Origin of the sequence: Thomasclavelia saccharogumia DSM 17460 (assembly GCF_000686665.1) — a bacterium.
Taxonomy (GTDB): Bacteria; Bacillota_I; Bacilli_A; order Erysipelotrichales; family Coprobacillaceae; genus Thomasclavelia; species Thomasclavelia saccharogumia.
In genome coordinates this window covers 47,850-70,186 of sequence record NZ_JMLH01000003.1, presented here as the reverse complement: position 1 = coordinate 70,186, position 22,337 = coordinate 47,850, and the positions used below count along the sequence as shown (strand labels likewise).

Annotated in this window: 18 protein-coding genes and 2 tRNA genes; 13 read left to right on the top strand and 7 right to left on the bottom strand. The window is 29.9% G+C overall.

The features are described from left to right. Positions 1-39: 39 nt before the first annotated feature. Positions 40-2,601, top strand: a complete 2,562-nt coding sequence (locus tag BR82_RS0101700) for a translation factor GTPase family protein (RefSeq protein ID WP_027088750.1) — start codon at positions 40-42, stop codon at positions 2,599-2,601. 7 nt (positions 2,602-2,608) lie between these two features. After that, on the top strand, positions 2,609-2,980 hold the full coding sequence (locus BR82_RS0101695) for a hypothetical protein (RefSeq protein ID WP_240474484.1): 372 nt from the start codon (positions 2,609-2,611) through the stop codon (positions 2,978-2,980). Positions 2,981-3,015: 35 nt separating this feature from the next. On the opposite strand, the gene gltX is transcribed toward BR82_RS0101695, so the two are convergent. Next, complete coding sequence (gene gltX, locus BR82_RS0101690) at positions 3,016-4,446, bottom strand: glutamate--tRNA ligase (protein WP_027088748.1); 1,431 nt, start codon at positions 4,444-4,446, stop codon at positions 3,016-3,018. A 57-nt stretch (positions 4,447-4,503) separates the two neighbouring features. Here gltX and BR82_RS0101685 point away from each other — a divergent pair. Further along, a tRNA-Gln gene (locus BR82_RS0101685) sits at positions 4,504-4,579 on the top strand. Positions 4,580-4,625: 46 nt separating this feature from the next. On the opposite strand, the gene BR82_RS0101680 is transcribed toward BR82_RS0101685, so the two are convergent. After that, positions 4,626-4,701: transfer RNA gene (locus BR82_RS0101680), tRNA-Glu, on the bottom strand. Positions 4,702-5,073: 372 nt separating this feature from the next. Here BR82_RS0101680 and BR82_RS0101675 point away from each other — a divergent pair. From BR82_RS0101675 to BR82_RS17560, 5 genes are all read left to right on the top strand, one after another. After that, positions 5,074-6,711, top strand: a complete 1,638-nt coding sequence (locus BR82_RS0101675; protein ID WP_051592712.1) for an AAA family ATPase — start codon at positions 5,074-5,076, stop codon at positions 6,709-6,711. Between the two features lie 27 nt (positions 6,712-6,738). Continuing rightward, complete coding sequence (gene gloA2, locus BR82_RS0101670) at positions 6,739-7,119, top strand: SMU1112c/YaeR family gloxylase I-like metalloprotein (RefSeq protein ID WP_027088746.1); 381 nt, start codon at positions 6,739-6,741, stop codon at positions 7,117-7,119. 31 nt (positions 7,120-7,150) lie between these two features. Beyond that, positions 7,151-7,453 (top strand): hypothetical protein, encoded by a 303-nt coding sequence (locus BR82_RS0101665; RefSeq protein WP_027088745.1) that lies wholly within the window; start codon positions 7,151-7,153, stop codon positions 7,451-7,453. A gap of 240 nt (positions 7,454-7,693) precedes the next feature. Then, positions 7,694-7,942 carry a CD3324 family protein gene (locus BR82_RS0101660; protein ID WP_027088744.1) on the top strand — a complete coding sequence of 83 codons (249 nt, stop codon included), beginning with the start codon at positions 7,694-7,696 and terminating at the stop codon, positions 7,940-7,942. A 117-nt stretch (positions 7,943-8,059) separates the two neighbouring features. Continuing rightward, on the top strand, positions 8,060-8,434 hold the full coding sequence (locus BR82_RS17560) for an alpha/beta hydrolase (protein ID WP_240474483.1): 375 nt from the start codon (positions 8,060-8,062) through the stop codon (positions 8,432-8,434). 300 nt (positions 8,435-8,734) lie between these two features. On the opposite strand, the gene BR82_RS0101650 is transcribed toward BR82_RS17560, so the two are convergent. Continuing rightward, positions 8,735-11,062, bottom strand: coding sequence for an HAD-IC family P-type ATPase (locus tag BR82_RS0101650; RefSeq protein ID WP_027088743.1), 2,328 nt, complete (start codon positions 11,060-11,062; stop codon positions 8,735-8,737). Between the two features lie 211 nt (positions 11,063-11,273). Here BR82_RS0101650 and BR82_RS0101645 point away from each other — a divergent pair, with 211 nt between their 5' ends. Both BR82_RS0101645 and BR82_RS0101640 read left to right on the top strand, forming a co-directional pair. Next, complete coding sequence (locus tag BR82_RS0101645; RefSeq protein ID WP_027088742.1) at positions 11,274-12,479, top strand: Mbeg1-like protein; 1,206 nt, start codon at positions 11,274-11,276, stop codon at positions 12,477-12,479. A 53-nt stretch (positions 12,480-12,532) separates the two neighbouring features. Further along, complete coding sequence (locus tag BR82_RS0101640) at positions 12,533-12,937, top strand: hypothetical protein (protein ID WP_027088741.1); 405 nt, start codon at positions 12,533-12,535, stop codon at positions 12,935-12,937. Between the two features lie 63 nt (positions 12,938-13,000). Here BR82_RS0101640 and BR82_RS0101635 read toward each other — a convergent pair whose 3' ends face one another. After that, a complete protein-coding gene (locus BR82_RS0101635) occupies positions 13,001-13,453 on the bottom strand; it encodes a GAF domain-containing protein (RefSeq protein WP_147590196.1) in 453 nt (150 codons plus the stop codon). A 98-nt stretch (positions 13,454-13,551) separates the two neighbouring features. Here BR82_RS0101635 and BR82_RS0101630 point away from each other — a divergent pair, with 98 nt between their 5' ends. Both BR82_RS0101630 and BR82_RS0101625 read left to right on the top strand, forming a co-directional pair. Then, complete coding sequence (locus tag BR82_RS0101630; RefSeq protein WP_027088739.1) at positions 13,552-14,076, top strand: hypothetical protein; 525 nt, start codon at positions 13,552-13,554, stop codon at positions 14,074-14,076. A gap of 453 nt (positions 14,077-14,529) precedes the next feature. Next, complete coding sequence (locus BR82_RS0101625; RefSeq protein WP_027088738.1) at positions 14,530-15,621, top strand: MBL fold metallo-hydrolase; 1,092 nt, start codon at positions 14,530-14,532, stop codon at positions 15,619-15,621. Between the two features lie 20 nt (positions 15,622-15,641). On the opposite strand, the gene BR82_RS0101620 is transcribed toward BR82_RS0101625, so the two are convergent. Both BR82_RS0101620 and BR82_RS0101615 read right to left on the bottom strand, forming a co-directional pair. Then, on the bottom strand, positions 15,642-16,967 hold the full coding sequence (locus tag BR82_RS0101620) for an amidohydrolase (RefSeq protein WP_240474482.1): 1,326 nt from the start codon (positions 16,965-16,967) through the stop codon (positions 15,642-15,644). Between the two features lie 64 nt (positions 16,968-17,031). Continuing rightward, positions 17,032-19,380, bottom strand: a complete 2,349-nt coding sequence (locus BR82_RS0101615) for an HAD-IC family P-type ATPase (RefSeq protein WP_027088736.1) — start codon at positions 19,378-19,380, stop codon at positions 17,032-17,034. Between the two features lie 176 nt (positions 19,381-19,556). On the opposite strand from BR82_RS0101615, the gene BR82_RS0101610 reads away from it, so the two are divergent. Beyond that, positions 19,557-20,897, top strand: coding sequence for a citrate synthase (locus BR82_RS0101610; RefSeq protein ID WP_027088735.1), 1,341 nt, complete (start codon positions 19,557-19,559; stop codon positions 20,895-20,897). A 279-nt stretch (positions 20,898-21,176) separates the two neighbouring features. Here the strand turns inward: BR82_RS0101610 and BR82_RS0101605 are convergent, their stop codons facing one another. Next, positions 21,177-22,241 carry a branched-chain amino acid aminotransferase gene (locus tag BR82_RS0101605; protein WP_027088734.1) on the bottom strand — a complete coding sequence of 355 codons (1,065 nt, stop codon included), beginning with the start codon at positions 22,239-22,241 and terminating at the stop codon, positions 21,177-21,179. Positions 22,242-22,337: the final 96 nt, after the last annotated feature.

Below are 22,337 nucleotides of genomic sequence, written 5' to 3'. Positions count from 1 at the left end.
TTATAATAATATTATTACATTAAAAGTGGGATGATAGAAATGAAAAAAATAGTATTAGGCATATTAGCCCATGTTGATGCTGGTAAAACAACATTAACTGAAAGTATGCTGTATTTAAGCAAAACGATTCGTCAGTTAGGTAGAGTTGATCATGGCGATGCCTTTTTAGATTATAATCTTCAAGAAAGAAATCGGGGCATTACCATTTTTTCAAAACAGGCTATTTTTAATTGGAATGATTGTCAAATAACTTTGATCGATACGCCAGGTCATGTTGATTTTTCAACTGAAATGGAAAGAACATTACAAGTATTAGATTATGCTATTTTAGTAATTAGCGGAATTGATGGAATTCAAGGTCATAGTGAAACGATTTGGAGATTATTAGCGCATTATCAGATTCCAACGTTTATTTTTGTTAATAAAATGGATAATATAAATGCTAATAAAGATGCTTTATTGAAGGAATTAAAGAGTCACTTAAGTGAAAATTGTTATGATTTTGAAGATCTTGACGAAAGTTTTTATGAAAATATTGCTTTAAATAATGAAGCGTTATTAAATTATTATTTAGATCATAATACCCTTACAAAAGATATGCTGATTGATGAAATTAATAAAAGACAACTATTTCCATGTTTCTTTGGTTCAGCTTTAAAGATGAATGGCATTGATACTTTCTTAAACGGATTTAGTGATTATACAAGAGAAAAAAATTATTCAGATGATTTTGGAGCTCGTGTATTTAAGATAAGTCATGATGAACAGGGAAATAAATTAACGCATCTAAAAATTACAGGTGGCGCTTTAAAAGTAAAAAGTTTGATCAATGAAGATGAAAAAGTAGATCAAATTAGAATATACTCTGGTAATAAATATCAATTAGTTAATGAAGTTAAAGCAGGAGCAGTTTGTGCAATCAAAGGTTTTAAAAATATTACTGCTGGACAAGGACTAGGTTTTGAAGATAATGTGATTCAGCCCGTATTATCACCATATCTGGATTATCGTATTATTTTGCCTGATAATTGTGATTACCATAAAACATTAAAAGATTTAATGCAGTTAGCGCAGGAAGATCCCCAATTACATATCAATTATAATCATCAAACTAAAGAAATATATGTTCAATTAATGGGTGCAATTCAAATTGAAGTACTTAAGAATTTAATCAGCGAAAGATTTAACATCGATGTTGATTTTGATCATGGAAATATTATTTATAAAGAAACGATTTTGGAAACTGTAGAAGGTGTTGGTCATTTTGAACCGCTTCGTCATTATGCAGAAGTTCATTTACTTTTAGAACCAGGTAAGCCTGGCAGTGGTTTACAATTTTTTACTTCTTGTAAAGAAGATGTTTTATCAAGTAATTATCAGCGTCTAGTTTTAACACATTTAAAAGAAAAAGAACATTTAGGGGTATTAACGGGATCTTCAATTACAGATATGAAAATAACTCTTTTATCCGGTCGCGCTCATTTGAAACATACTGAAGGCGGAGATTTTCGTGAAGCTACTTATCGTGCTGTTCGCCAAGGCTTAAAAAGTACTAAATCGATTCTTTTAGAACCCTATTTTAAATTCTCTTTACAATTACCTGGAGAATATTTGAGTAAAGCAATTTATGATCTTGAAGCGATGAAAGGAACATTTACATTACCTGAAGATCATGATGAAATCATTACTATTACTGGTAGGGCACCTGTAAGTAAAATGCAGGATTATCAAAATGAAGTCATTAATTATACTAAAGGAAAGGGTCGTTTAATTTGTCAAATGGATGGCTATCAGCCATGCCTTGATGAACAAGACATAATTAAGCAGTTTAATTATGATAGTGAGGCTGATATTGAAAATCCTACCGGATCAGTTTTTTGCAGTCATGGTTCAGGATATAATGTCAAATGGGATGAAGTAAAGGATCATATGCATATTCCTTTTCAGTACCAAAAAACATTAAACTCAAAAGTAGAAGTTTACGAAAATAGAAAGTTTAATAGTGAGGATGAGGAACTTGAAAATATCTTTATTCGTACTTATGGACCGGTTAAAACAAGAACGAATAGTAAAAAGCCTTTAATGAAATCAGAAAACACTTCTACTTATAAACAGATTCCAGAATGTTTGCTTGTTGATGGTTATAATATTATTCATTCATGGCCAGAGTTAAAAGAATTGGCTAAAGACAGTCTAGATGCTGCTAGAACCCGACTAGTCGATATTATGTGTAATTATCAGGGATACAGAAAATGTATTTTAATTCTAGTTTTTGATGCTTATAAAGTGAAAGATAATCTGGGGACTACTTATAAATATCATAATATTTATATTGCTTATACTAAAGAAGCCCAGACGGCTGATATGTATATTGAACGAGCAACTCATGAACTTGCAAGTAAATATAATATTACTGTAGCAACATCGGATGCTTTAGAACAGCTGATTGTTTTAGGGCAGGGGGCTAAACGAATTTCGGCGCGGGAATTACGTTTGGAAGTTGAACATTTAAATAAAGAAAAAATGGCTGAGTTTAAAAGACGGCAGCCAAAAGGATATAATTATTTGTTACAGGAAATTAAAGATTATAATGAGGAGTAAAAAACTTATGACATTTCAATACAATCTTAATTATATTGGTGGAATTAGCGGTTATAATAAGCGTGCAGTTTATACTTTAAAAATAAAAGATGATTGCTTTTTTGTAAATGGTTTGATTAAAAGTAAAAAATTTTCGTATAATCAAATAAACAAAATTATTTTTGGAACTACTGATGAATTAAAAGGCAGGATTATCGAAGTAAATGATCTGCTTTTTAATCATGTAAAACTGCTTGATTATCGCTTAAATCGAAAATTACGTTATTGTTTAGTAATCGTTTTAAAAGATACAACGATTATATTTGCTGAAGAACACGATGTAAATATCAAAAATGCTTATCAAAGATTAAATAAAGTTTATCTTTCAACAAAAAAATAATATCTTAAAACGGTATGATTTCATACCGTTTTAAATTATACATTTTTTAAATTAGCAATTGCATCTTTAATGCGCTTGATTGTTTCATCTTTACCTAAGATGTGAGCAATCTCAACTGCTCCCCCTGGAGTAAATGCTTTAAAAGTTAAAGCAACTCTGATCGGATACATGATTTGTCCATTTTTCTTTCCATTTTCTTTAGCTAGTTTAATAAACTTATTTTTTATCTTCTCTTCATCATCAAAATCTAAATCACTTAAATTTGACAAGACGATTTCTAAAGCCTCTAAAGAATTTTCAATCGTTGTTTTCATTTTTTTATTGATAAACAGCTCGGCTTTAAACGGATGGGGACTATCAATAAAATCAACAGCTTCAGGAATTTCATTTAATACTTGAATACGGGGCTGTAAAATTTTAGAAAGTTCTAAATAGTTGATCTTGGTTTTGATATTGTCTTGATAATAACTCAAAGCATGATCATTAAATTGTTCAATTGACATCTTTCGTAAATAGACGCCATTCATCCATTTTAATTTTTCAAGATCAAAGATAGCCGGTGATTTACTAATGCGATCAACAGAAAAAATGTTAACCAGCTGTTCAAGTGAAAATATTTCCTCTTCACCTTCTGGAGCCCAGCCTAATAAAGCAATGTAGTTGATAATTGCATCACTTAAAAAGCCTTGTTTGATCAAATCCTGATAACTAGCATCACCATTACGTTTACTCAATTTATTTTGAGCATCTTTCATCACTGGGGGCACATGAATATAAGTTGGAATCTGCCAATTAAAAGCTTGATAGATCAAATTATATTTTGGAGTACTGGATAAGTATTCATTGCCCCTTATAACATGAGTAATATTCATTAAATGATCATCAATTACATTAGCAAAATTATATGTAGGATAGCCATCACTTTTCAATAAGATTCCTTCGTCTAATAAAGCATTTTCAGTTTCGATAGTGCCATAAACAGCATCTTGAAAAACTGTTGTTCCCGTAGCTGGAATCGTTTGGCGAATGGTAAAAGATTCACCATCAGCAATTCTTTTGCGAGCTTCTTCTAGGCTTATCTTTTTACAAGGGTCATGGTAAAGATATTCACCATTTTCATGATGATCTGCTTTTTCACGGCAAAAGCAGTAGTGAGCCCAACCTAAATCTACTAGTTTATGGGCATATTCTTGATATATGGCCAATCTTTCTGATTGAATATAAGGGCCAAAGTTTCCAGGTTTTAAAGGGCCTTCATCATAATTTAAACCGGTATTTTTTAAAACATCATAAATGATATCAACAGCACCAGCAACTTCTCTTTGTTGATCAGTATCTTCGATCCTTAATATGAATTCACCATCTTCATGTTTAGCGATCAAATAGCTGTATAGAGCGGTTCTTAAATTACCTATATGCATATAGCCAGTAGGACTAGGTGCAAACCGAGTACGAATTTTTTGCATTTTTTTAAATTTCTCCTTTTCTTTTTCTAAAAAAAGTAGTAAAGTATATATAGACATTGGGGTGTAGCCAAGCGGTAAGGCAGCAGACTCTGAATCTGCCATTTCCCTGGTTCGAATCCAGGTACCCCAGCCAAATATAAAAATTAAGCAGGAATAAGTTCCTGCTTTTTATTTTAATATGGTAGCCTGTAGGGGGTTCGAACCCCTGCATGCTGGAATGAGAATCCAGAGTGTTAACCACTTCACCAACAGGCCATCGTGTAAACATATTATAGCACTAAATTTTACTAAAATACAGTCTTAATTTTAAATTTTATATACGATTTGTAATCATGGCATTAATCATTCAAATAATTTATAACTAAAAAACTTATTTTATTACAACTAATGAATCTTGATACAATATATTTTTTAATAGAGCTGTAATATGATAGAAAAAGCAATACAATTCATTATTTGCATGATTGTTTCTATTATACCATATCTAGTATATACTTGTTTTACTTAAATATATTTTGATTTTTAGATATTATGATTTAATTAATAAATTAGATTTGATTCAATGAGTTTTATAGTCAATGAAAATAAAATAAGGTATAATGTATATATGCAGAAGGGATGATAGAAATGAAAAAAGCAATTCCACTTGGAATAATGGATTATGAAAAACTAATAAAAGATGATTATTATGCAGTAGATAAAACATTGATGATCAAAGAATTTCTTGAAAGGAAAAGTGGTGTTACATTAATTACGAGACCAAGAAGATTTGGCAAGACTTTAAATATGTCAATGTTAGCTAATTTCTTTGATATTACCAAAGATTCTAGAGAATTATTTAAAGATACAGAGATCATGAAAACTGAATATGCTGATTACATCAATCAGTATCCAACTATTTTTATCACTTTTGCAGGAGCTAAAAGCAGTTTACAGGAAATTGTAAGCTGGATAAAAAAAGTAATCTTAAAAGAATATCAACGTTATAAATTTATTTTAAAAGATTTAGATGAATTTGATAAATCAGTTTATGAATCAGTAAAGAAAGGACTATTTAATTTTAATAATAATCAATTAAATGATATTGTTGATGCTTTATCATTTTTAATGGAACAGTTAGAAAAATATTATCAAAAGAAAGTCATGCTGTTTATCGATGAATATGATACACCGTTTATTGAAGGACATGTAGGTGGTTTTTATGATGAAATAAAAGGCGGGTTAGCAGGATTGCTTCATAATGCTTTAAAACTATCACCAAGCCTTCAGTATGCAATGCTTACAGGAATTCAGAGAGTAGCCAAAGAAAATATCTTCAGTGATCTAAACAATCTTATAGTGTGTACAGTAATGGATGAACGATATGACCAATATTTTGGTTTTACTGAAAGAGAAACAGAAGAACTATTAAAATATTATGATTTACTATTAAATGATGAAGTAAAAGAAATGTATGATGGTTATCATATTGGTGGAGTAGAAATATATAATCCCTGGTCGATCATTAATTATGCAGATAGTAAGAAACTAATTCCATATTGGGTGAATACCAGCAGTAATATGATGATCAAAAAAGCAATGGTAGAAAGTGAAGAAAGCTTTAAAGAAGGCTATGAAACATTGATCAAACAGGGATATTTAGAAACCCAGATAATGATGGAGACCAGTTTTTATGAACAGTCACAAACAGAAAGTTTATGGGGGTTGTTTGTAAATGCCGGGTATTTAACAGTAGAGCAGAGGATGCGAAAAAATAGATATCGAATCAGAGTTCCTAATGAAGAAGTACAACAGGAATTTATGTCACTGACGGCCTATCATTTACAAGTATCAGAAAGTATTTTAAATGATTTATTTTATGCCTTGGAAACGAGAGACAGAGAATTATTTGAAAATAGTTATCGAAATATTTTAAAAAGAATACCATCATATCATGATTTAAAAGATGAAAACAGTTATCATATGATGTTATTAGGGATGAGTGCCTGGTTGACAGGAGAGTATGAAATAATTAGTAATCGAGAAGCCGGATCAGGGAGATGTGATATTATTTTAAAAGCCAAAAAGGATTTACCATCATATGTAATTGAATTCAAGTATAGTAAAAATAAAGAAGAACTAGAAAGCTTATCAGATGTAGCGATTGAACAGATCATTGAAAAAGAATATGATAAAGGATTAGAAGGAAAGATAATCTATATAGGATTAGCTCATTGTGGTAAAGAGGTTGTGGTGAGTTGGAAAGAAAAAATAGTTAATAACTAAAGTTTAATATTTGAAAGGAGATCGGCTATGAATCTAAAAAAACTTCATCATGTTGCGGTAATTGGCAGTGATTATAAGAAATCAAAACATTTTTATGTAGATTTATTAGGTTTTAAGATAATTCGGGAAAATTATCGAGAAAGTAGAAATGATTATAAGATTGATTTGCAGCTAGATGATATCGAATTGGAATTATTTATTGCTACAAATCATCCGGCAAGAGTTAGTTATCCTGAAGCATATGGTTTAAGGCATCTTGCTTTTTGGGTTGAATCTGTGGAAGAAACGGTCAAGGAACTTAATGAAAAAGGAATTAGTACGGAACCTATACGTATAGATGACTATACTGGAAAGAAAATGACTTTTTTCTTTGATCCCGATGGATTACCTTTGGAAATACATGAATAATGTATATAATAAAATTTAAAGGAGATTGATTATGGTAATTATTGATTTGATACTTTGTTTAGCTGCAATAATTTTTGCAATAATTGCAGTCATTAAAAAATACAGAAAATTTAATGTTTTGGTAGTATTGAGCTATGTATGTTATTCGTTAGCGATATTGTATTCATTGTATGATATGATAACTAGAGTAAATAGCAATGATATTGCCGGAATCCTGGATATCTATCCGATTATGATGATCGGATATCTTATTGTTCTTGTAATTGTTACAATACTTAACTTATATGCGGTTTTAAAAAGACGAAATACGATAGATTTTAGTTTATTGAAATAAATATGTTGAAGCTAAAAAGGAATTTAGATGATGTAATTATTGTAACTTGTATAATAGAAATATATATTTGCTGTTATTTGTAAAAAATTAAGGGGTGAGATCATAATGGTAAATAAAAAAAGAAAGAATGTCGCTTTACTCCATGCAAAGTCAGTAAGTGTTTATCATAGTTGCATGGAGTAATAAAGGATAGTGCTGGCTTTGCAATTTGATGATAAAAAGGTAAAGGAGCGAGCTTGCATGAAATATATTAAAGCCGATTCAATACTTCCTGTTGCTTTAGTTGAAGAACTACAAAATTATATCCAGGGTGGATATATTTATATTCCTTCAAAAAAGGACAACAAAAAGAAATGGGGCGAATTGAGTGGTTATAAATTAGAAATTAAACAAAGAAATATAAAGATAAAGAAAGATTATCAACAAGGAAAAAGTATTGATGAATTAGCTGATAGCTATTACCTTTCAGTTTATTCAATTAAAAAATAATTTATCAAAAATGAGGTCGTATTTTAATACGATCTTTTTTGAATAAAAAACAATTCTGTAACTAATTATATATTGAAAACAGTACTTTTGGTGATATTATCTAATTGGTGATGGATAATGAAAACAACAAAATTTTATCTTGCAAAAATTCCCGTTATTATATGGTCCGTAGAATCAGACAAAGTATTCATTTATGTTCATGGAAAAATGTCTAATAAAGAATCAGCTAAACTTTTTGCTTCAATAGCGCAAAGTAGGGGATATCAGACAATTAGTTTCGATTTACCAGAACACGGAGAGCGAAAAGATGAAAATTATCGATGTAATGTTTTTAATGGTGTTTTTGATCTTAGGCAAATAAGTGCATATGCTTTAGCTAATTGGAAAACAGTTTCTTTATATGCTTGTAGTTTGGGTGCATATTTTAGTTTGCAAGCATATAAAGATTGTATTAATTGTCGATATGGAATATCTTATCAAAAATATGTTTAAATGGTTTGATATTACTGAAGAAATATTGAATACTGAAAGAGAAATTTCTACACCAATAGATATCTTAACTTGAGATTATTATCAGTATGTTAAAAATAATCCTATTGTAAGGTGGGATAGTCTAACCTACATCCTTTATGGAGGAAAAGATAATTTGCAGTCATTTTCAGTTATAAAAAATTTTGTGAGATCTACACATGCAAAATTAACTATATCTAAACATAGCGAGCATTCTTTTATGAATGATGGTGATAAAGAAGTGGTTGGATAAAAATTTGTAAGCAGATCATGACGATCTGCTTATTTAAGATTATTTTGAATTTTATTTAAATACATACTAACTAATTTAGTAAGAATGATTAAAATAGGGATAGCAGCAATGATAGTTATTAAAATATAACTGATCAATTTTGAATTTAAACTATGCATCTGTAGTAATGGCCAAAATATTGGCGTAGATAAAATAAAGCCAATTATATCAATAACTAGTACACCACCACGATACCAGTTGAGAGGACTGTAAATTCTATAGATCATATGGATAGAAATAAAAGCCGTTGTAAAATATAAAACTGTAAATACTTCCGGTAGTGATAAATGGAGTAAGGGTGCTAATAATTTTATTATCGCAACAGTTAAAACGATTGTTAGGGCGTTAGGTAGTGAGTAACGCAAAGCATGATGTCCAATCGATTCTTTTGGTTTTTCAATATTTCGTTCAAATAAGATCATAAATGATGGAAAACCTTCAATAAACATATCTAATAAGGTCATTTGAAAAGGGATAAAAGGATAAGGAATATTTAGGATGATCGATAATATAGAAAGTAAGATAGTATAGATCGTTTTTAAATAATACATTGAAGCAGAACGGGTAACATTGTTGATAACTAAACGACCTTCACGAACTACTTCAACTAATGTTTCTAACTTCCCATCAATAATGATAAATTGAGCAACTTGTCTTGCAATATCAGATCCTGATCCCATAGCAATTGATACATCAGCATCTTTTAGAGCTAAAACATCGTTGACGCCGTCACCTGTCATAGCAACTTTTTGTTTATGTTTTTGTAAACAAAGAATCATTTGATGCTTTTGAAAAGGCGTAGCACGACCAATGACATTATAGTTTAAAATAGCATTTTCTAATTCTTGATCTGTTTTAATTGATGAAGCATCAATATATTTATCAGCATTATTGACACCAGCAAGTTTTGCAATGGCACTTACTGTAGCGGGATTGTCACCGGAAATCACTTTAATATCAACATCATTTTCACTAAAAAATTTTAATGTTTCTTTTGCATCTTTTCGGATTGGATCTTTAATAACGATCAAGCCTAAAGGAATTGTTTTATTGAGCGTTTCTTGAAGCGTATCGATATTTTCATGATGACCGATCATTAAAATTCGCGCACCGCTTTTAGCCATTGCCGTAATCTTTTGAGGTAAAGGATACTCAGGTTTAATGATTTCTGGAGCCCCAACAATAATTGTTCCAATTGTTTCTAATTCTACAGCACTCCATTTACGAGCTGAAGAAAAGGCAATCCTATTTAATGTTTTATAAGTACTCGGTTCATTAAAATAATTCTTCAAAGTCTTAAAAGTTATATTATTATCTAATGAACCAGCAACAAACGAACTCATAATTTTATTTAGATCATACAAAAAGGAATTATCAAGTTCAACAACTTGTTCAATTTCCATCTTTCCTTCAGTAAGAGTACCAGTTTTATCTAAACATAAAACATCTATTCTTGATAATGTTTCAATACTAAACATCTCTTGAACAAGCGTTTTTTGCTTACCCAATTTAACAACGCTGGCGACTAAAGAGACACTAGTAAGTAAGACTAGGCCTTTTGGCAGCATTCCTAAAAGGGCGGTTGCTGTATTAACGATCGTACTTGTAATACTTTGATCACGGATTATATAAGCTTGATAAAGCATCAAGATACTTAATGGTAAAACTAAATAACTAGTATAGCGAGTAACTGTGTTGAATGTATTTAATAATTCTGAGTTAACTGGTTTTCGCGTCCTTGCCTGATCGGTGATTTTACTAGCATAATTGTCTTTGCCAACATGAATTACTTTTGCTAAGCAGGCGCCACTTAAAATGAAGCTGCCCGACAATAGCATATCTCCAGGATTTTTTGTGACAGGATCGGCTTCTCCAGTTAATAGTGATTCATCAACTTCAACACTGTTTTTAACAACTCTAGCATCAGCACTGATTTGATTACCAGTTTCAAAATAAACGATATCATCTAAAACAATTTCTTCGTTATTGATTGAAATTGTTTTTTCTTCACGAATTACTTTTGTTTTTGGTGAGACAATCAAATTTAATTTGGCAACCATGTTTTTTGATTTGATTTCTTGTTTAGCTCTAATAACAGTATTAGAAACAACGATTACAACAAAAAACAAGCTTGAATATGCTTTAACTGCAATTAAAGCTACAGCAATAATAAAATTATAAGCATTGAATAAATTAAAAATATGACTTATGATAATTTGTAAATTACTTTTAACAACAGGTTTAGGTGCAATATTAACTTTACCTGCTTTAATTCTTAAATCAACTTCTTCATTAGTCAATCCGGTTATTTTTTCCATCATTATTTCCCCTATAGTAGATATTTAATAATTTCTATTTATAATATAACTAAGATATTAAAATTTCATCATAAAAAAACTAAAGAATTTCTTAATTACTCTTAAAATCATTAAAATACTTTTTATTATCAATGTTATTTATTAATAAATTTGTTTATAATATTCATATAAGTTAAATAAATAATCATAGATCAAAGCAAAGGGGAAAATAATGGCAAATATAATTGACTATATAAAATGGCGTGGTGATCTTGATTTACAGATCGATCCTTTCAATGATATTGATGGACTAATTTTAAGTGAACTGGCATATGTTGATTTTGATAAAATAGTACCGACTTTTTTATCAAAAGAAAGTCGAAGTTTAGAAGATGTAGCAAATGATTTTTTTTATTTAAATGATCTTGATAAATTGATGGATGAATTTTCTTTTATTAAAGATGCTATCATTTTATTAAAAATCGCAGCTAAATCAAAACGATATAAAAATATTTTATTATCTGATTATTTAAATGAATTAGATTATCAGGCTGTTAAACAATTTGCAGCAATAACTTTTCAATTACCAGATAGTAGTATATATGTTGCATTTAGGGGAACTGATGATACGATTCTAGGATGGAAAGAAGATTTTATGATGACTTATACTATGCCGATTCCTTCACAAATTAGAGCTAAAGAATATTTATCTGCCATTGCAAGAAAAAAATATAATAAGAGTTTATTTTATTTACTTAAAAATCGTAGTTTTCAAACTAGTGGTTTAAATACTATAAAGAATTATTTTAACCAATATTTTTTTGGTGTGAAGATGCGTTTAGGAGGACATTCTAAAGGTGGAAATCTGGCTGTATATGCAGCATGTAATAGCAGTGAAAAAATAATAAACAGAATCATTGAAATTTATAATAATGATGGTCCAGGATTTAATCAAGAAATCTTGGAAATTCCGGAGTATCAAAAGATAGCTAAAAAAATCAAAAAATTTGTTCCTGAGGGCTGTGTTTTTGGGATAATGCTTGAATATCTTGAAGAAATGATCGTTGTTAAAAGTGATGCAAAAGGATTAATGCAGCATAGTGGTTTTACATGGCAGATCGAAGGTATTCATTTTGTTGAAAGCAAAGCTATTAATGCAGAGAGTCAAGCAATGGATACAGCATTTAAATCCTGGCTTGTTAAAGTGGATGAAGAAACGCGAAAGAATGCTGTTGAATGTCTTTTTAGTATTATCGAGGCTGCAGGAATAAAAAAGATAAATGATTTTTCAGAAAAAACATTTACACATTTAATTGCTGCTTTGAAGGAACTAAAAAATATGGATAGTGAATCGCGAAATGCTTTAATTCAATTTTTTAAAGTGCTATTAGTAGAAAATAATAATAGTCGCAAAGAATATAAGAAAAATAAATCTTAATTCATAATCTATTAATATTATTAAATTATAGTAAATATGAAAAGAGGGTTAATATGAATAAATTTCAAAATGCATTATATCGATTCATGGCAGGAAGATATGGTTCTGATCAGTTTAATGTTTTTTTATTAGTTCTAGCGGTAGTAATAATGTGCTTAAACTTGTTTTTTATTAGAAGCTCATTTCTTTCAGCTGTAGTATGGTTATTACTAATTTGTAATTTGTTTAGAACATATTCACGTAATATATATAAACGAAGAGAAGAAAATGAAAAATATTTAAAAATGATTCAACCGATCAAGAAAAGATTTAATGTAATTAAAAAGAATCATCAAGATAAAGAACATAAATATTATTTATGTCCAAGCTGTAAGCAGATAGTCAGAGTTCCTAAAGGACGCGGAAAAATCACGATAACCTGTCCTACATGTAAAAATCGCTTTGATAAAAAAAGTTAATATTAAAAAAACTTAGGCTAAATAGACCTAAGTTTTTTAGCAAAACAAAATCCCAAAAAATTGTTAAATAGAAAGTTGGATTCTTTTTAAATGCTTGATCAAAATCACTATTAACTTTTCCAAAATTATTTGATCACTTTCCTGGAAACGGTCAAAACTCGTTGAATCAAGATCTAAAACACCATACAAATTTTGATCGATTATTATTGGTAGAACAATTTCACTATTACTGGCACTATCACAAGCTATATGACTAGGAAAATCATGAACATTAGCAATGCGTTTAGTCTTTAATTCTGTGGCACATGCACCACATACACCGCGATCATAGGGAATAATAGTACAAGCAGTTAATCCTTGAAAAGGACCTAAGATCAATTGTTGATCTCGATTAAGATAAAAACCAGCCCATGAAACATCTTCAAATTCTTGTTTAATAAAAGCACTCATATTTGCTAATAATGAAATTTCGTAATTAATATTTTCTAATAAAGCATCTAATTGTTTTTCTTTCATAAAATCACCTTCTATATTATACATTATTTTTTTCTATTTTGTTTAAAAAAATAAAATTGGTTAAAAATAGTAGTAGAAAATTATAAAGGAGAATACTTATGAAAAAAATAATAAAATATTTATTTTGTTTAACATTATTATTTACTTTAGCTGGATGTGCTAATAATAATGATGATGACAAAACAAATGAAGCTAACAATTCAACAAATGAAACAACAAATAATGATGATTTTGATGAGATTGATACACAGATCAAAAATCAATTTGGTAATGATTATGAAGTTAATCGAGATGATGTAATTGATGCTGTTAATTATATTAATAATAATCTTGATAATGTAAAAGATAAAGAAGTTGCAAAAAAATTATATGAAAAAGGCAGTTATTTAGAAATGGCAGCAAATTATGGAGATGTCGGTGAAGATGATACGATTCGAAACCTAGGAATTAAAGCTAAAAATTATGCTAATAAAGTTTATCATGCCAGTGATGATGAAGTTGATAATGTTATCAGCGATGCCGAAGGTGATTTTGATGAATTTACAACAAAACTAGGTAATGGAATTGATAATGCAGTAGATGATTTTATGAATTTTTTTGAGACTAAAAAGACTAATGAATAAGGGATCGAGGATCCCTTTTTAATATAGATGTGATGGTTCAAAGGCAAAGATAATTGATTTATAAATTATCTTGTTTTACAATGGAGTTAAATAGTATTATGTAATTTTCGCGAATATTTATAGAGTATTAGATAATTTATTTGGGTATGAAATATCGCTAAAGTTAAATTCTTATGGGTTTGAAAAGATTTTTGAAAGTACGATTATCTTTTATTATTGAGATTAGAAAAAGTTAATTTAATATATTCTATTATTTGTGAATCAAAATCAGGTCCTAAAAGGATTAGTTCTAATAGATGAAGATAAAAAAGAATTAAATAATTTTAAAATAAGTTATGATTAGTTGATTAAGACAGCAAATAAATTGTTAAAAAATGTTTGTTAGAAAAAATGGATACATATATTTTATACTGACGTTTGGATGAACTATATTAGTTAGAAAGGTTAAAGAAAATGAATAAAAAAATATGGAAATTTATACTATTAATATTTTCTATTATCTTCTTATTTTTAAAATTATGGGTTCCTTTTGGTAAAAGACCATCAAAAAAAGATCGCTTAAATTATGCTTCAAGAGCTAAAAATTTTAAACATCATAAATTTTATAATGAAAATAAGTATCGACGAATATATATTAAAGCTAAAAAAAATAACTATCTTTCGATAAAAGATAATATTCCTATTGATAAAATTATCACAAAAACTCCAAAAATCCTAAAAAATCCTGATGATGAAATATTAACTATCACATGGCTAGGACACTCTTCTATCTTTTTTCAAATGCATGGGATGAATATTTTAATTGATCCAGTTTTTAGCAATCATGCTTCACCATTTCCTTTTCCCTCAATGCGTCGATTTAGTGCTTTACCTATTAAAATCAATGAATTTGATAAGATCGATATTGTAGTTATAACCCATGATCATTATGATCACTTAGATTATAAAACGATTAAAAAAATAGATAAAAAAGTAACAAGATATATTGTTCCCTTAGGAATTGAAAAACATTTAGAAAGATGGAAAATAAAGAAAGAAAAAATTATCAGTTTAGCCTGGTGGGAAGAAATAAGAATAAATGGATTATTAGTAGCTTGTACGCCAGCTAGACATAGTTCTTTTAGAAATTTTATTAATGACAGTTATAAAACATTATGGTCTTCCTGGGTATTTATTGATGAATATCATAAAATATTCGAAAGTGGCGATACTGGATTTGATAGTCATTTTGAAGAAATATCCAAGAAATACGGTGAATTTGATTTAGCCGTTTTAGAAGCGGGACAGTATAATGAAAAATGGCGAGCTACACATATGACACCTGAAGAATCGGTAAAAGCTGGGATGATCTTAAAAGCTAAGATGATCATGCCGATTCATTGGGGAACCTTTAGTTTAGCCGAGCATCCTTGGGATGATCCAGTAGAAAGATTTACGAACAAAGCGGATAAAGAAAATATCAAGTGGATCGTTCCTAAAATTGGCGAAACCATTACGTATGGCCATGATCTTTATCAAAGTAAATGGTGGACTAATTTAAAATAAAAGCAGCTCTTTTGCTGTTTTTATTTATGAATTTTATTTAATAAATAATATGCTACACTACTGTAAACTGTAGTTCCTGTCAAAAGAACATTTTCATCAAAATCATAGGCACAATTATGTGGTGAAGCTGCTAGATCAGTAGTTAATTTCATATAGGTAGCAATTCCTCCGTGGGCTTGAACAGTAGCCATCATATAAGAAAAATCATCACTACCATCTAAAGGACTTAAATATTTTGGAGCAACTTTAATATTTTTTAAATGATCATCACAGACATGGCGAATTATATCCATCATTTTTTTATCACATTCAAGTGAATAAGCTTTCCCCATTTTATTGATTTCAACAATAGTATCATGCATCAAAGCAGCTCCGCGGATTACATCAGTAGCATATACTTCCATATAATTGTTTAATTCTGTAGTTGCTCCACGTACTTCTATTTCTAACTTTGCTGTTTCGGGAACAACATTACGCCCTGTTCCGGCGTTGATCGTTCCTACGTTGATTCTTGTACAGCCGTCGCTATTACGCGGAATTGAGTGAAGATTCAAGATACATGAAGCAGCTGAAAGAAGGGCATTTTTTCCAAATTGAGGCATACCAGCGGCATGAGAAGAAACTCCGTGATAGATTACATCTAATTTCGTTGTGGCAAAAGTTTCATCCATCCCTAAATAAATATCATAATCTTCTCCTGGTGCCTGTTGCCAAATATGTCCTGCAAAAATGTAATCAACATCATCTAAAAAACCGCTTGTTGCAATACTTTTGGCACCTCTTACACCTTCTTCAGCCGGCTGGAAAATAAGTTTTAGGGTTCCATGAAGATGTTCTTTGATGTCACTTAAAATTTTAGCGACAGTTAATCCCATAGCTGTATGTCCATCATGACCACAAGCATGCATAGCTCCAGGATTACATGAAATAAAGCCAAATTTACCAGGATTATGATCAGCAGAATCATCCTCCATAATACTCAAGGCATCCATATCAAATCTGATAGCTACAACTGGACCATCACCATTTTTTATAATTCCCGCTACTGCTGTAAAGCCATCTTTCACTTTTTCTAAATAGTAGGGGTCAGCTCCTTGTAAGATAGCCCGTTTATAATTGAGTGTTAATACACGTTTACTTGGCAGCCCCATTCTTGTCGTTTCACACATCAATTCTTTTCCTACCAATACTTGATAACCCAAATTATTTAGTTTTCTAGCTACGATTGAGGCAGTTCGCATTTCTAACCAGCCTCTTTCTGCATATTTATGAAAATCACGTCTTGTTTGAACTGTTTCAGGAAAATATTCTTTTGCTAAAGATTTAATTTTTTCATACATATTCATTCCTTCTCCTTTATTATATTTTAGCAATTTTCTTGTATCTTTTCCAATAATACATTATTTGAATTTATAGTTTAATTTTATTTTTTTTATATTTATTAAATAATTGTTCTAATAATCTAAATAAATAGCCAGAGAAATCAACTAATAAAGGAGAAAAGGCAATTAATGCTAATAAAACCATCAGCCAATTAAAATCTAGCCCCGTCAAATCTAATATAGACTGGCCAATGATCATCGAAATATAATAAGCCATTTGGGTTGTATAGATAATAATTTTTCGATAACGGGTCAAAGGACTATAAATTCGTAATAAAGCAATCGTATAATTACAACCAGTAAATAAAATACAAACAGTAGACAGCATATTAGGATCATAGCCTAAATAAAGACCGATATTAGTTATCAAAGTAGTTCCTAAAGCAATCGTAAAAGCTGAAGGAAATGATTTTTCTAAAACATTTTTAAAAAAGTTGCCTTTTACATGTGCAAAATTTGCTTCGTATGTTAAAAAGAAGGTAGGAATTCCCACACAACAGGCACTGATCAAAGATAATTGAATTGGTTCAAAAGGATAGGCTTGACCAAAGAAAATCGTTGAAATTGAAATTAAGACTGAAAAGATTGTTTTAATTAAAAACATTGATGCCGACATTGTAATATTATTGATAACGCGACGCCCTTCATCAACAATATAAGGCATAGCATTAAAATTATTATTTAATAAAACTAAGTTAGCTGTATTTTTTGCGGCATCACTTCCTGAAGCCATAGCTATCGAACAATCAGCTTCTTTAAAAGCTAAGACATCATTGACACCATCACCAGTCATAGCTACAGTATGACCTAGTTGCTTTAAAGCTAAGACCATCTCTTTTTTTTGTTGTGGGGTGACCCGACCGAAAACAGAATAATTTTTAACTGCTTTTTGAATATCTTTTGCTGTTGTCAATTTTGTTGCATCTATATAATGCCTGCTTTTTAAACCGGCTCTTTTAGCGATGGCAGAGACAGTTATTGGATCATCACCAGAAATGATTTTCAAATCAACGCCTTGTGATTCAAAATAGCGCAAAGTTTCTTTAGCATCATCTCTTATGACATCGCTTAAAACAATTACTCCACATGGTTTTAAATCAGACGGCAAATTTTCATTGTTGATGATTTTATTTGTATGAGCTAATACTAAAATACGATAGCCTTTACTTGTGTAATCAAAGCAAAGTTCTTCTAGATCCTCATCTCCTTGCGGAAAAAGAAATTGATAAGCTCCAAGATAATATGTACCATGGTCATAAAAAGAAGTTCCACTATATTTACGATCAGAACTAAAAGGAATAACATGACAGGGTTTAAAGTTAGTTTTGCAGGGATAATGTTCTTTTAAGGCTTGAGCTGTTACATTAACATCAGTCAATGTATGCATTAAATTTCCCATAATTTCTTGAAAATCAAGATTACATGTTTTAATATCAAACTCAACTTTCATTGTTCCTTCGGTAATTGTCCCTGTTTTATCAAGGCATAAGACATCTACCCGTGCTAATGTTTCAATGCAGAACAATTCTTGAACTAAAGTCTTTTGTTTAGCTAGCCTTAAAACACTAAGTGTCAATGCCGCACTGGTCAATAATACAAGGCCTTCGGGAATCATTCCTAAAACCGCGGCAACAGTACTTACAATGGCATCATTAAAGCCTTGTTCACTATATATAAGTTGTTTTAAAAACAATAATCCGCCAATTGGCAAAATAAAGATACTTACATATTTCAAAATGGTGTTTAAACACTGATTCAATTGCGAATTATGCTTTTTCAAACGTTTCGCTTCATTAGTGATTTTATTCATATAATTATCATCACCAACATGAATAACTTTGCATATTCCTTTTCCTGAGGTAATAAAACTTCCAGAATAAAGTTGATCGCCATTTTGTTTTAAAACAGGATCTGATTCCCCGGTTAAAAGAGCTTCATTTGTCTCCATTTGACCATCTACAAGAATACTATCTGTGGGAATCTGCATACCAGTAGTTAAAACTAGATAATCATCTAAAACAATTTCATCAATCGAAATTTCTTTTAGATGATCATCGCGAATTACTTCAACTTTTGCTGTTGTTATGATTGATAGACGATCTAATGTTCTTTTTGCTTTAACTTCTTGATAGATACCTGCAATTGTATTAGTGATTATAACTAAAATAAAGAGAGTATTTTTATAAGATTCAACAAAGAGAACTAAACCTAATAAAGCTGCATTTAAAATATTAAAAAAAGTAATAGTATTATTGAGAAAAATTTCTTTATATGATTTAGTAATTTTGTTGTTTATATGATTAATTTTACCTTCATCAATTCTTTGTTTAACTTGAAGACTAGTTAAACCAGGATAATTTTGATTATTTATCTTCATAATATCAACCACCTTTACAACTCATTTTAACTTAATTATGGTGATTAAACAATTAATTTTGCTTAAGAATGTTTAAGAGATTTAAGATATTTTGTATACAATCTTTATTATAAATTGTATACAATTTTATTGAATGATGCTATAATAGAAATTAATTAATTTTAGGGGGTGCTTATATGAGTAGATTTATAGACGGTTTTATTGAAAAAGCAAGAGAAAGTAACAATAAAATCGATAATGAATTATATTCAAAATATGATGTAAAAAAAGGGTTAAGAAATGAAGATGGTACAGGAGTATTAGTTGGATTAACTAAAATTGCTGATGTCGTTGGTTATAAAAGGGTTGAAAATAAAAAGGTCGATTGTGAGGGCGAGCTTTATTATCGGGGTATCAATGTTTCTGATATTATTAATAAAAGGGAGCCGCATCAAAGATTTTTATTTGAAGAAACATGTTTTTTGATCTTGTTTGGTTATTTACCAACGGTCGAAGAATTAGAAAATTTTAAAAAAGAATTATCAGATCGCTATGAATTACCGCCACATTATCTGGAATCAAAAATTTTGGGATTCCCTTCTAAAAATCTAATGAATAAATTACAGCAGGAAGTTTTGATGCTTTATTCATATGATGATGATCCTGATAATATTAGTGCTTCATCAACAATGTATAAAGGATTAAATTTGATTGCTAAAATTCCTTCTATTGTTTGCTATGCATATCGTAGCAAGGTGCATTATTTTGATAAAGAAAGTTTATACATTCATCAAATTAGACCTGATTTATCAATTGCCGAAAATATTTTGTATCTTTTAAGAGATCATAAACATTTTACACCTAAAGAAGCTGAAGTTCTTGATATGTGTCTTGTCTTACATGCTGATCATGGGGGTGGAAATAACTCAACATTTACTAATGTAGTAATCAGTTCTACAGGAACTGATATATATTCAAGTTTTGCTGGAGCAATAGGTTCATTAAAAGGTCCTAAGCATGGTGGTGCTAATTTAGCAGTTATGAAACAAATGAAATTAGTTATTGATGAAATAGGATTAGAAGCTAGTGATAAACAAATCGAAATGATTATTGAAAGAATCTTAGATAAAAACTTTAATGATAATAGTGGTTTGATTTATGGTATTGGTCATGCTGTTTATACACTTAGCGACCCACGCTGTGTTATTTTAAGACAACAGTGTAAAGAATTGTCATTAGAAAAAGGACGTGAAAATGAATTTAATTTTTACTATCGTTTTGAACAGTTAGCAATCGCTGCAATAAAAAAACGTAAAGGAATTACGGTATGTGCTAATGTTGATTTTTATAGTGGCTTAATTTATGATATGTTATGTATTCCTACCGAATTATATACTTTAATGTTTGTGGTAGGTCGAGCAGTAGGATGGCTGGCACATAATATTGAAAATAAATTATATTCTGGTCGTATTATTCGTCCAGCTGCTAAATATGTTGGTGAAACATATGAATATATCCCAATCGATAAACGAAAATAAAATGATACCTCCTTTTATCATTAAGAAATAAGTTGTTTATGTAAAAGTATTTAAAGCTTGTTTGTGTTTTGGGTTATAGAATGCAGCAGTAATATTAATTTTATCAAGCTATCTTGATGAAATTAGTGAAAGTAAATAACTATGTTAGTTGCGTAAGTAAAGCTAAATTTTTGATAAAACCACAGATAAAATCTGTGGTTTTACTATATGAATCAGTATAAGCTCATAAACTTTATAAAAAAACAGATCAGTTTAACTGATCTGTATATAATATCTTAATTATTTAATATGACGAACCCAACCATATTTATCTTCTAAACGACCCCATTGAATTCCTGTTAAAGTATCATAAAGTTTTTGTGTTAATTCGCCAGTTTTAAAATTATTGATAACTACTTCTTCGCCTTTATAATAAAGCTGACCAACTGGTGAAATAACAGCTGCTGTACCTGTACCAAATGCTTCAGTTAATTTTCCATTACGTCCAGCTTCCATTAATTCATCAATACTAAGTTCACGTTCTTCAACTTTATATCCCCAATCTTTAAGAATATGAATAATTGAATCACGAGTAACTCCAGGCAATACTGATCCTTCAAGAGGAGCTGTAACGATAGTGTTATCGATTAAAAACATTACATTCATAGTTCCCACTTCTTCAACATATTTACGATGAACACCATCAAGCCATAAAACTTGAGTATAACCATGTGCTTCAGCTTTTACTTGGGCAGCGATACTAGCAGCATAATTTCCACCACATTTAGTAAACCCAGTTCCACCTTTGACAGCACGTACATATTCATCTTCAACCCAAATTTTTACAGGATTGACACCTTCAGGATAATAATTTCCTACAGGTGATAAAATAATTACAAATTTATAAGTTTTAGCAGGATGAACCCCAACTCCAGCTTCACTAGCAAACATGAATGGTCGAATATATAATGATGTATCTTTAGCCGTAGGAATCCAGTCTTGCTCATATTTGACGATTGCTTCAACTGCTTCAACAAACATTTCTTCTGGTAATTCTGCCATACAAATACGTTTGTTTGAATTAATCATTCTACGAGCATTCATTTCTGGTCTAAATAATGTAATATTTCCTTGAGGATCACGATATGCTTTTAATCCTTCAAATGTTTCTTGCGCATAGTGTAATACCATAGTAGCAGGATCCATAGCAATAGGTCCATAAGGAACGATTCTTGCATCATGCCATCCTTTACCTTCAGTATAATCCATGACAAACATGTGATCAGTAAAATAATTACCAAAACCTAAATTATTTTGATCTGGTTTTTCTTTTAGAGTTTGAGCTCTTTCAATCTTAATTTCCATTGTTAAAATACCCCCTTGATTTACCTATAAGTATACTCTTATTTGAGTCTTGTTACAAGATAGAATTTATCTAAGAAATGCAGATAAGATATGATT

Bases quoted from the DNA above. Each gene is read 5' to 3' on its own strand.
- BR82_RS0101700 (WP_027088750.1), top strand. From the start codon at position 40: ATGAAAAAAATAGTATTAGGCATATTAGCCCATGTTGATGCTGGTAAA.
- BR82_RS0101695 (WP_240474484.1), top strand. From the start codon at position 2,609: ATGACATTTCAATACAATCTTAATTATATTGGTGGAATTAGCGGTTAT.
- BR82_RS0101635 (WP_147590196.1), bottom strand. From the start codon at position 13,453: ATGAAAGAAAAACAATTAGATGCTTTATTAGAAAATATTAATTACGAA.
- gloA2 (WP_027088746.1), top strand. From the start codon at position 6,739: ATGAATCTAAAAAAACTTCATCATGTTGCGGTAATTGGCAGTGATTAT.
- BR82_RS0101665 (WP_027088745.1), top strand. From the start codon at position 7,151: ATGGTAATTATTGATTTGATACTTTGTTTAGCTGCAATAATTTTTGCA.
- BR82_RS0101610 (WP_027088735.1), top strand. From the start codon at position 19,557: ATGAGTAGATTTATAGACGGTTTTATTGAAAAAGCAAGAGAAAGTAAC.
- BR82_RS17560 (WP_240474483.1), top strand. From the start codon at position 8,060: ATGAAAACAACAAAATTTTATCTTGCAAAAATTCCCGTTATTATATGG.
- BR82_RS0101620 (WP_240474482.1), bottom strand. From the start codon at position 16,967: ATGAATATGTATGAAAAAATTAAATCTTTAGCAAAAGAATATTTTCCT.
- BR82_RS0101640 (WP_027088741.1), top strand. From the start codon at position 12,533: ATGAATAAATTTCAAAATGCATTATATCGATTCATGGCAGGAAGATAT.
- BR82_RS0101605 (WP_027088734.1), bottom strand. From the start codon at position 22,241: ATGGAAATTAAGATTGAAAGAGCTCAAACTCTAAAAGAAAAACCAGAT.
- BR82_RS0101675 (WP_051592712.1), top strand. From the start codon at position 5,074: ATGAAAAAAGCAATTCCACTTGGAATAATGGATTATGAAAAACTAATA.
- gltX (WP_027088748.1), bottom strand. From the start codon at position 4,446: ATGCAAAAAATTCGTACTCGGTTTGCACCTAGTCCTACTGGCTATATG.
- BR82_RS0101630 (WP_027088739.1), top strand. From the start codon at position 13,552: ATGAAAAAAATAATAAAATATTTATTTTGTTTAACATTATTATTTACT.
- BR82_RS0101625 (WP_027088738.1), top strand. From the start codon at position 14,530: ATGAATAAAAAAATATGGAAATTTATACTATTAATATTTTCTATTATC.
- BR82_RS0101615 (WP_027088736.1), bottom strand. From the start codon at position 19,380: ATGAAGATAAATAATCAAAATTATCCTGGTTTAACTAGTCTTCAAGTT.
- BR82_RS0101660 (WP_027088744.1), top strand. From the start codon at position 7,694: ATGAAATATATTAAAGCCGATTCAATACTTCCTGTTGCTTTAGTTGAA.
- BR82_RS0101650 (WP_027088743.1), bottom strand. From the start codon at position 11,062: ATGGAAAAAATAACCGGATTGACTAATGAAGAAGTTGATTTAAGAATT.
- BR82_RS0101645 (WP_027088742.1), top strand. From the start codon at position 11,274: ATGGCAAATATAATTGACTATATAAAATGGCGTGGTGATCTTGATTTA.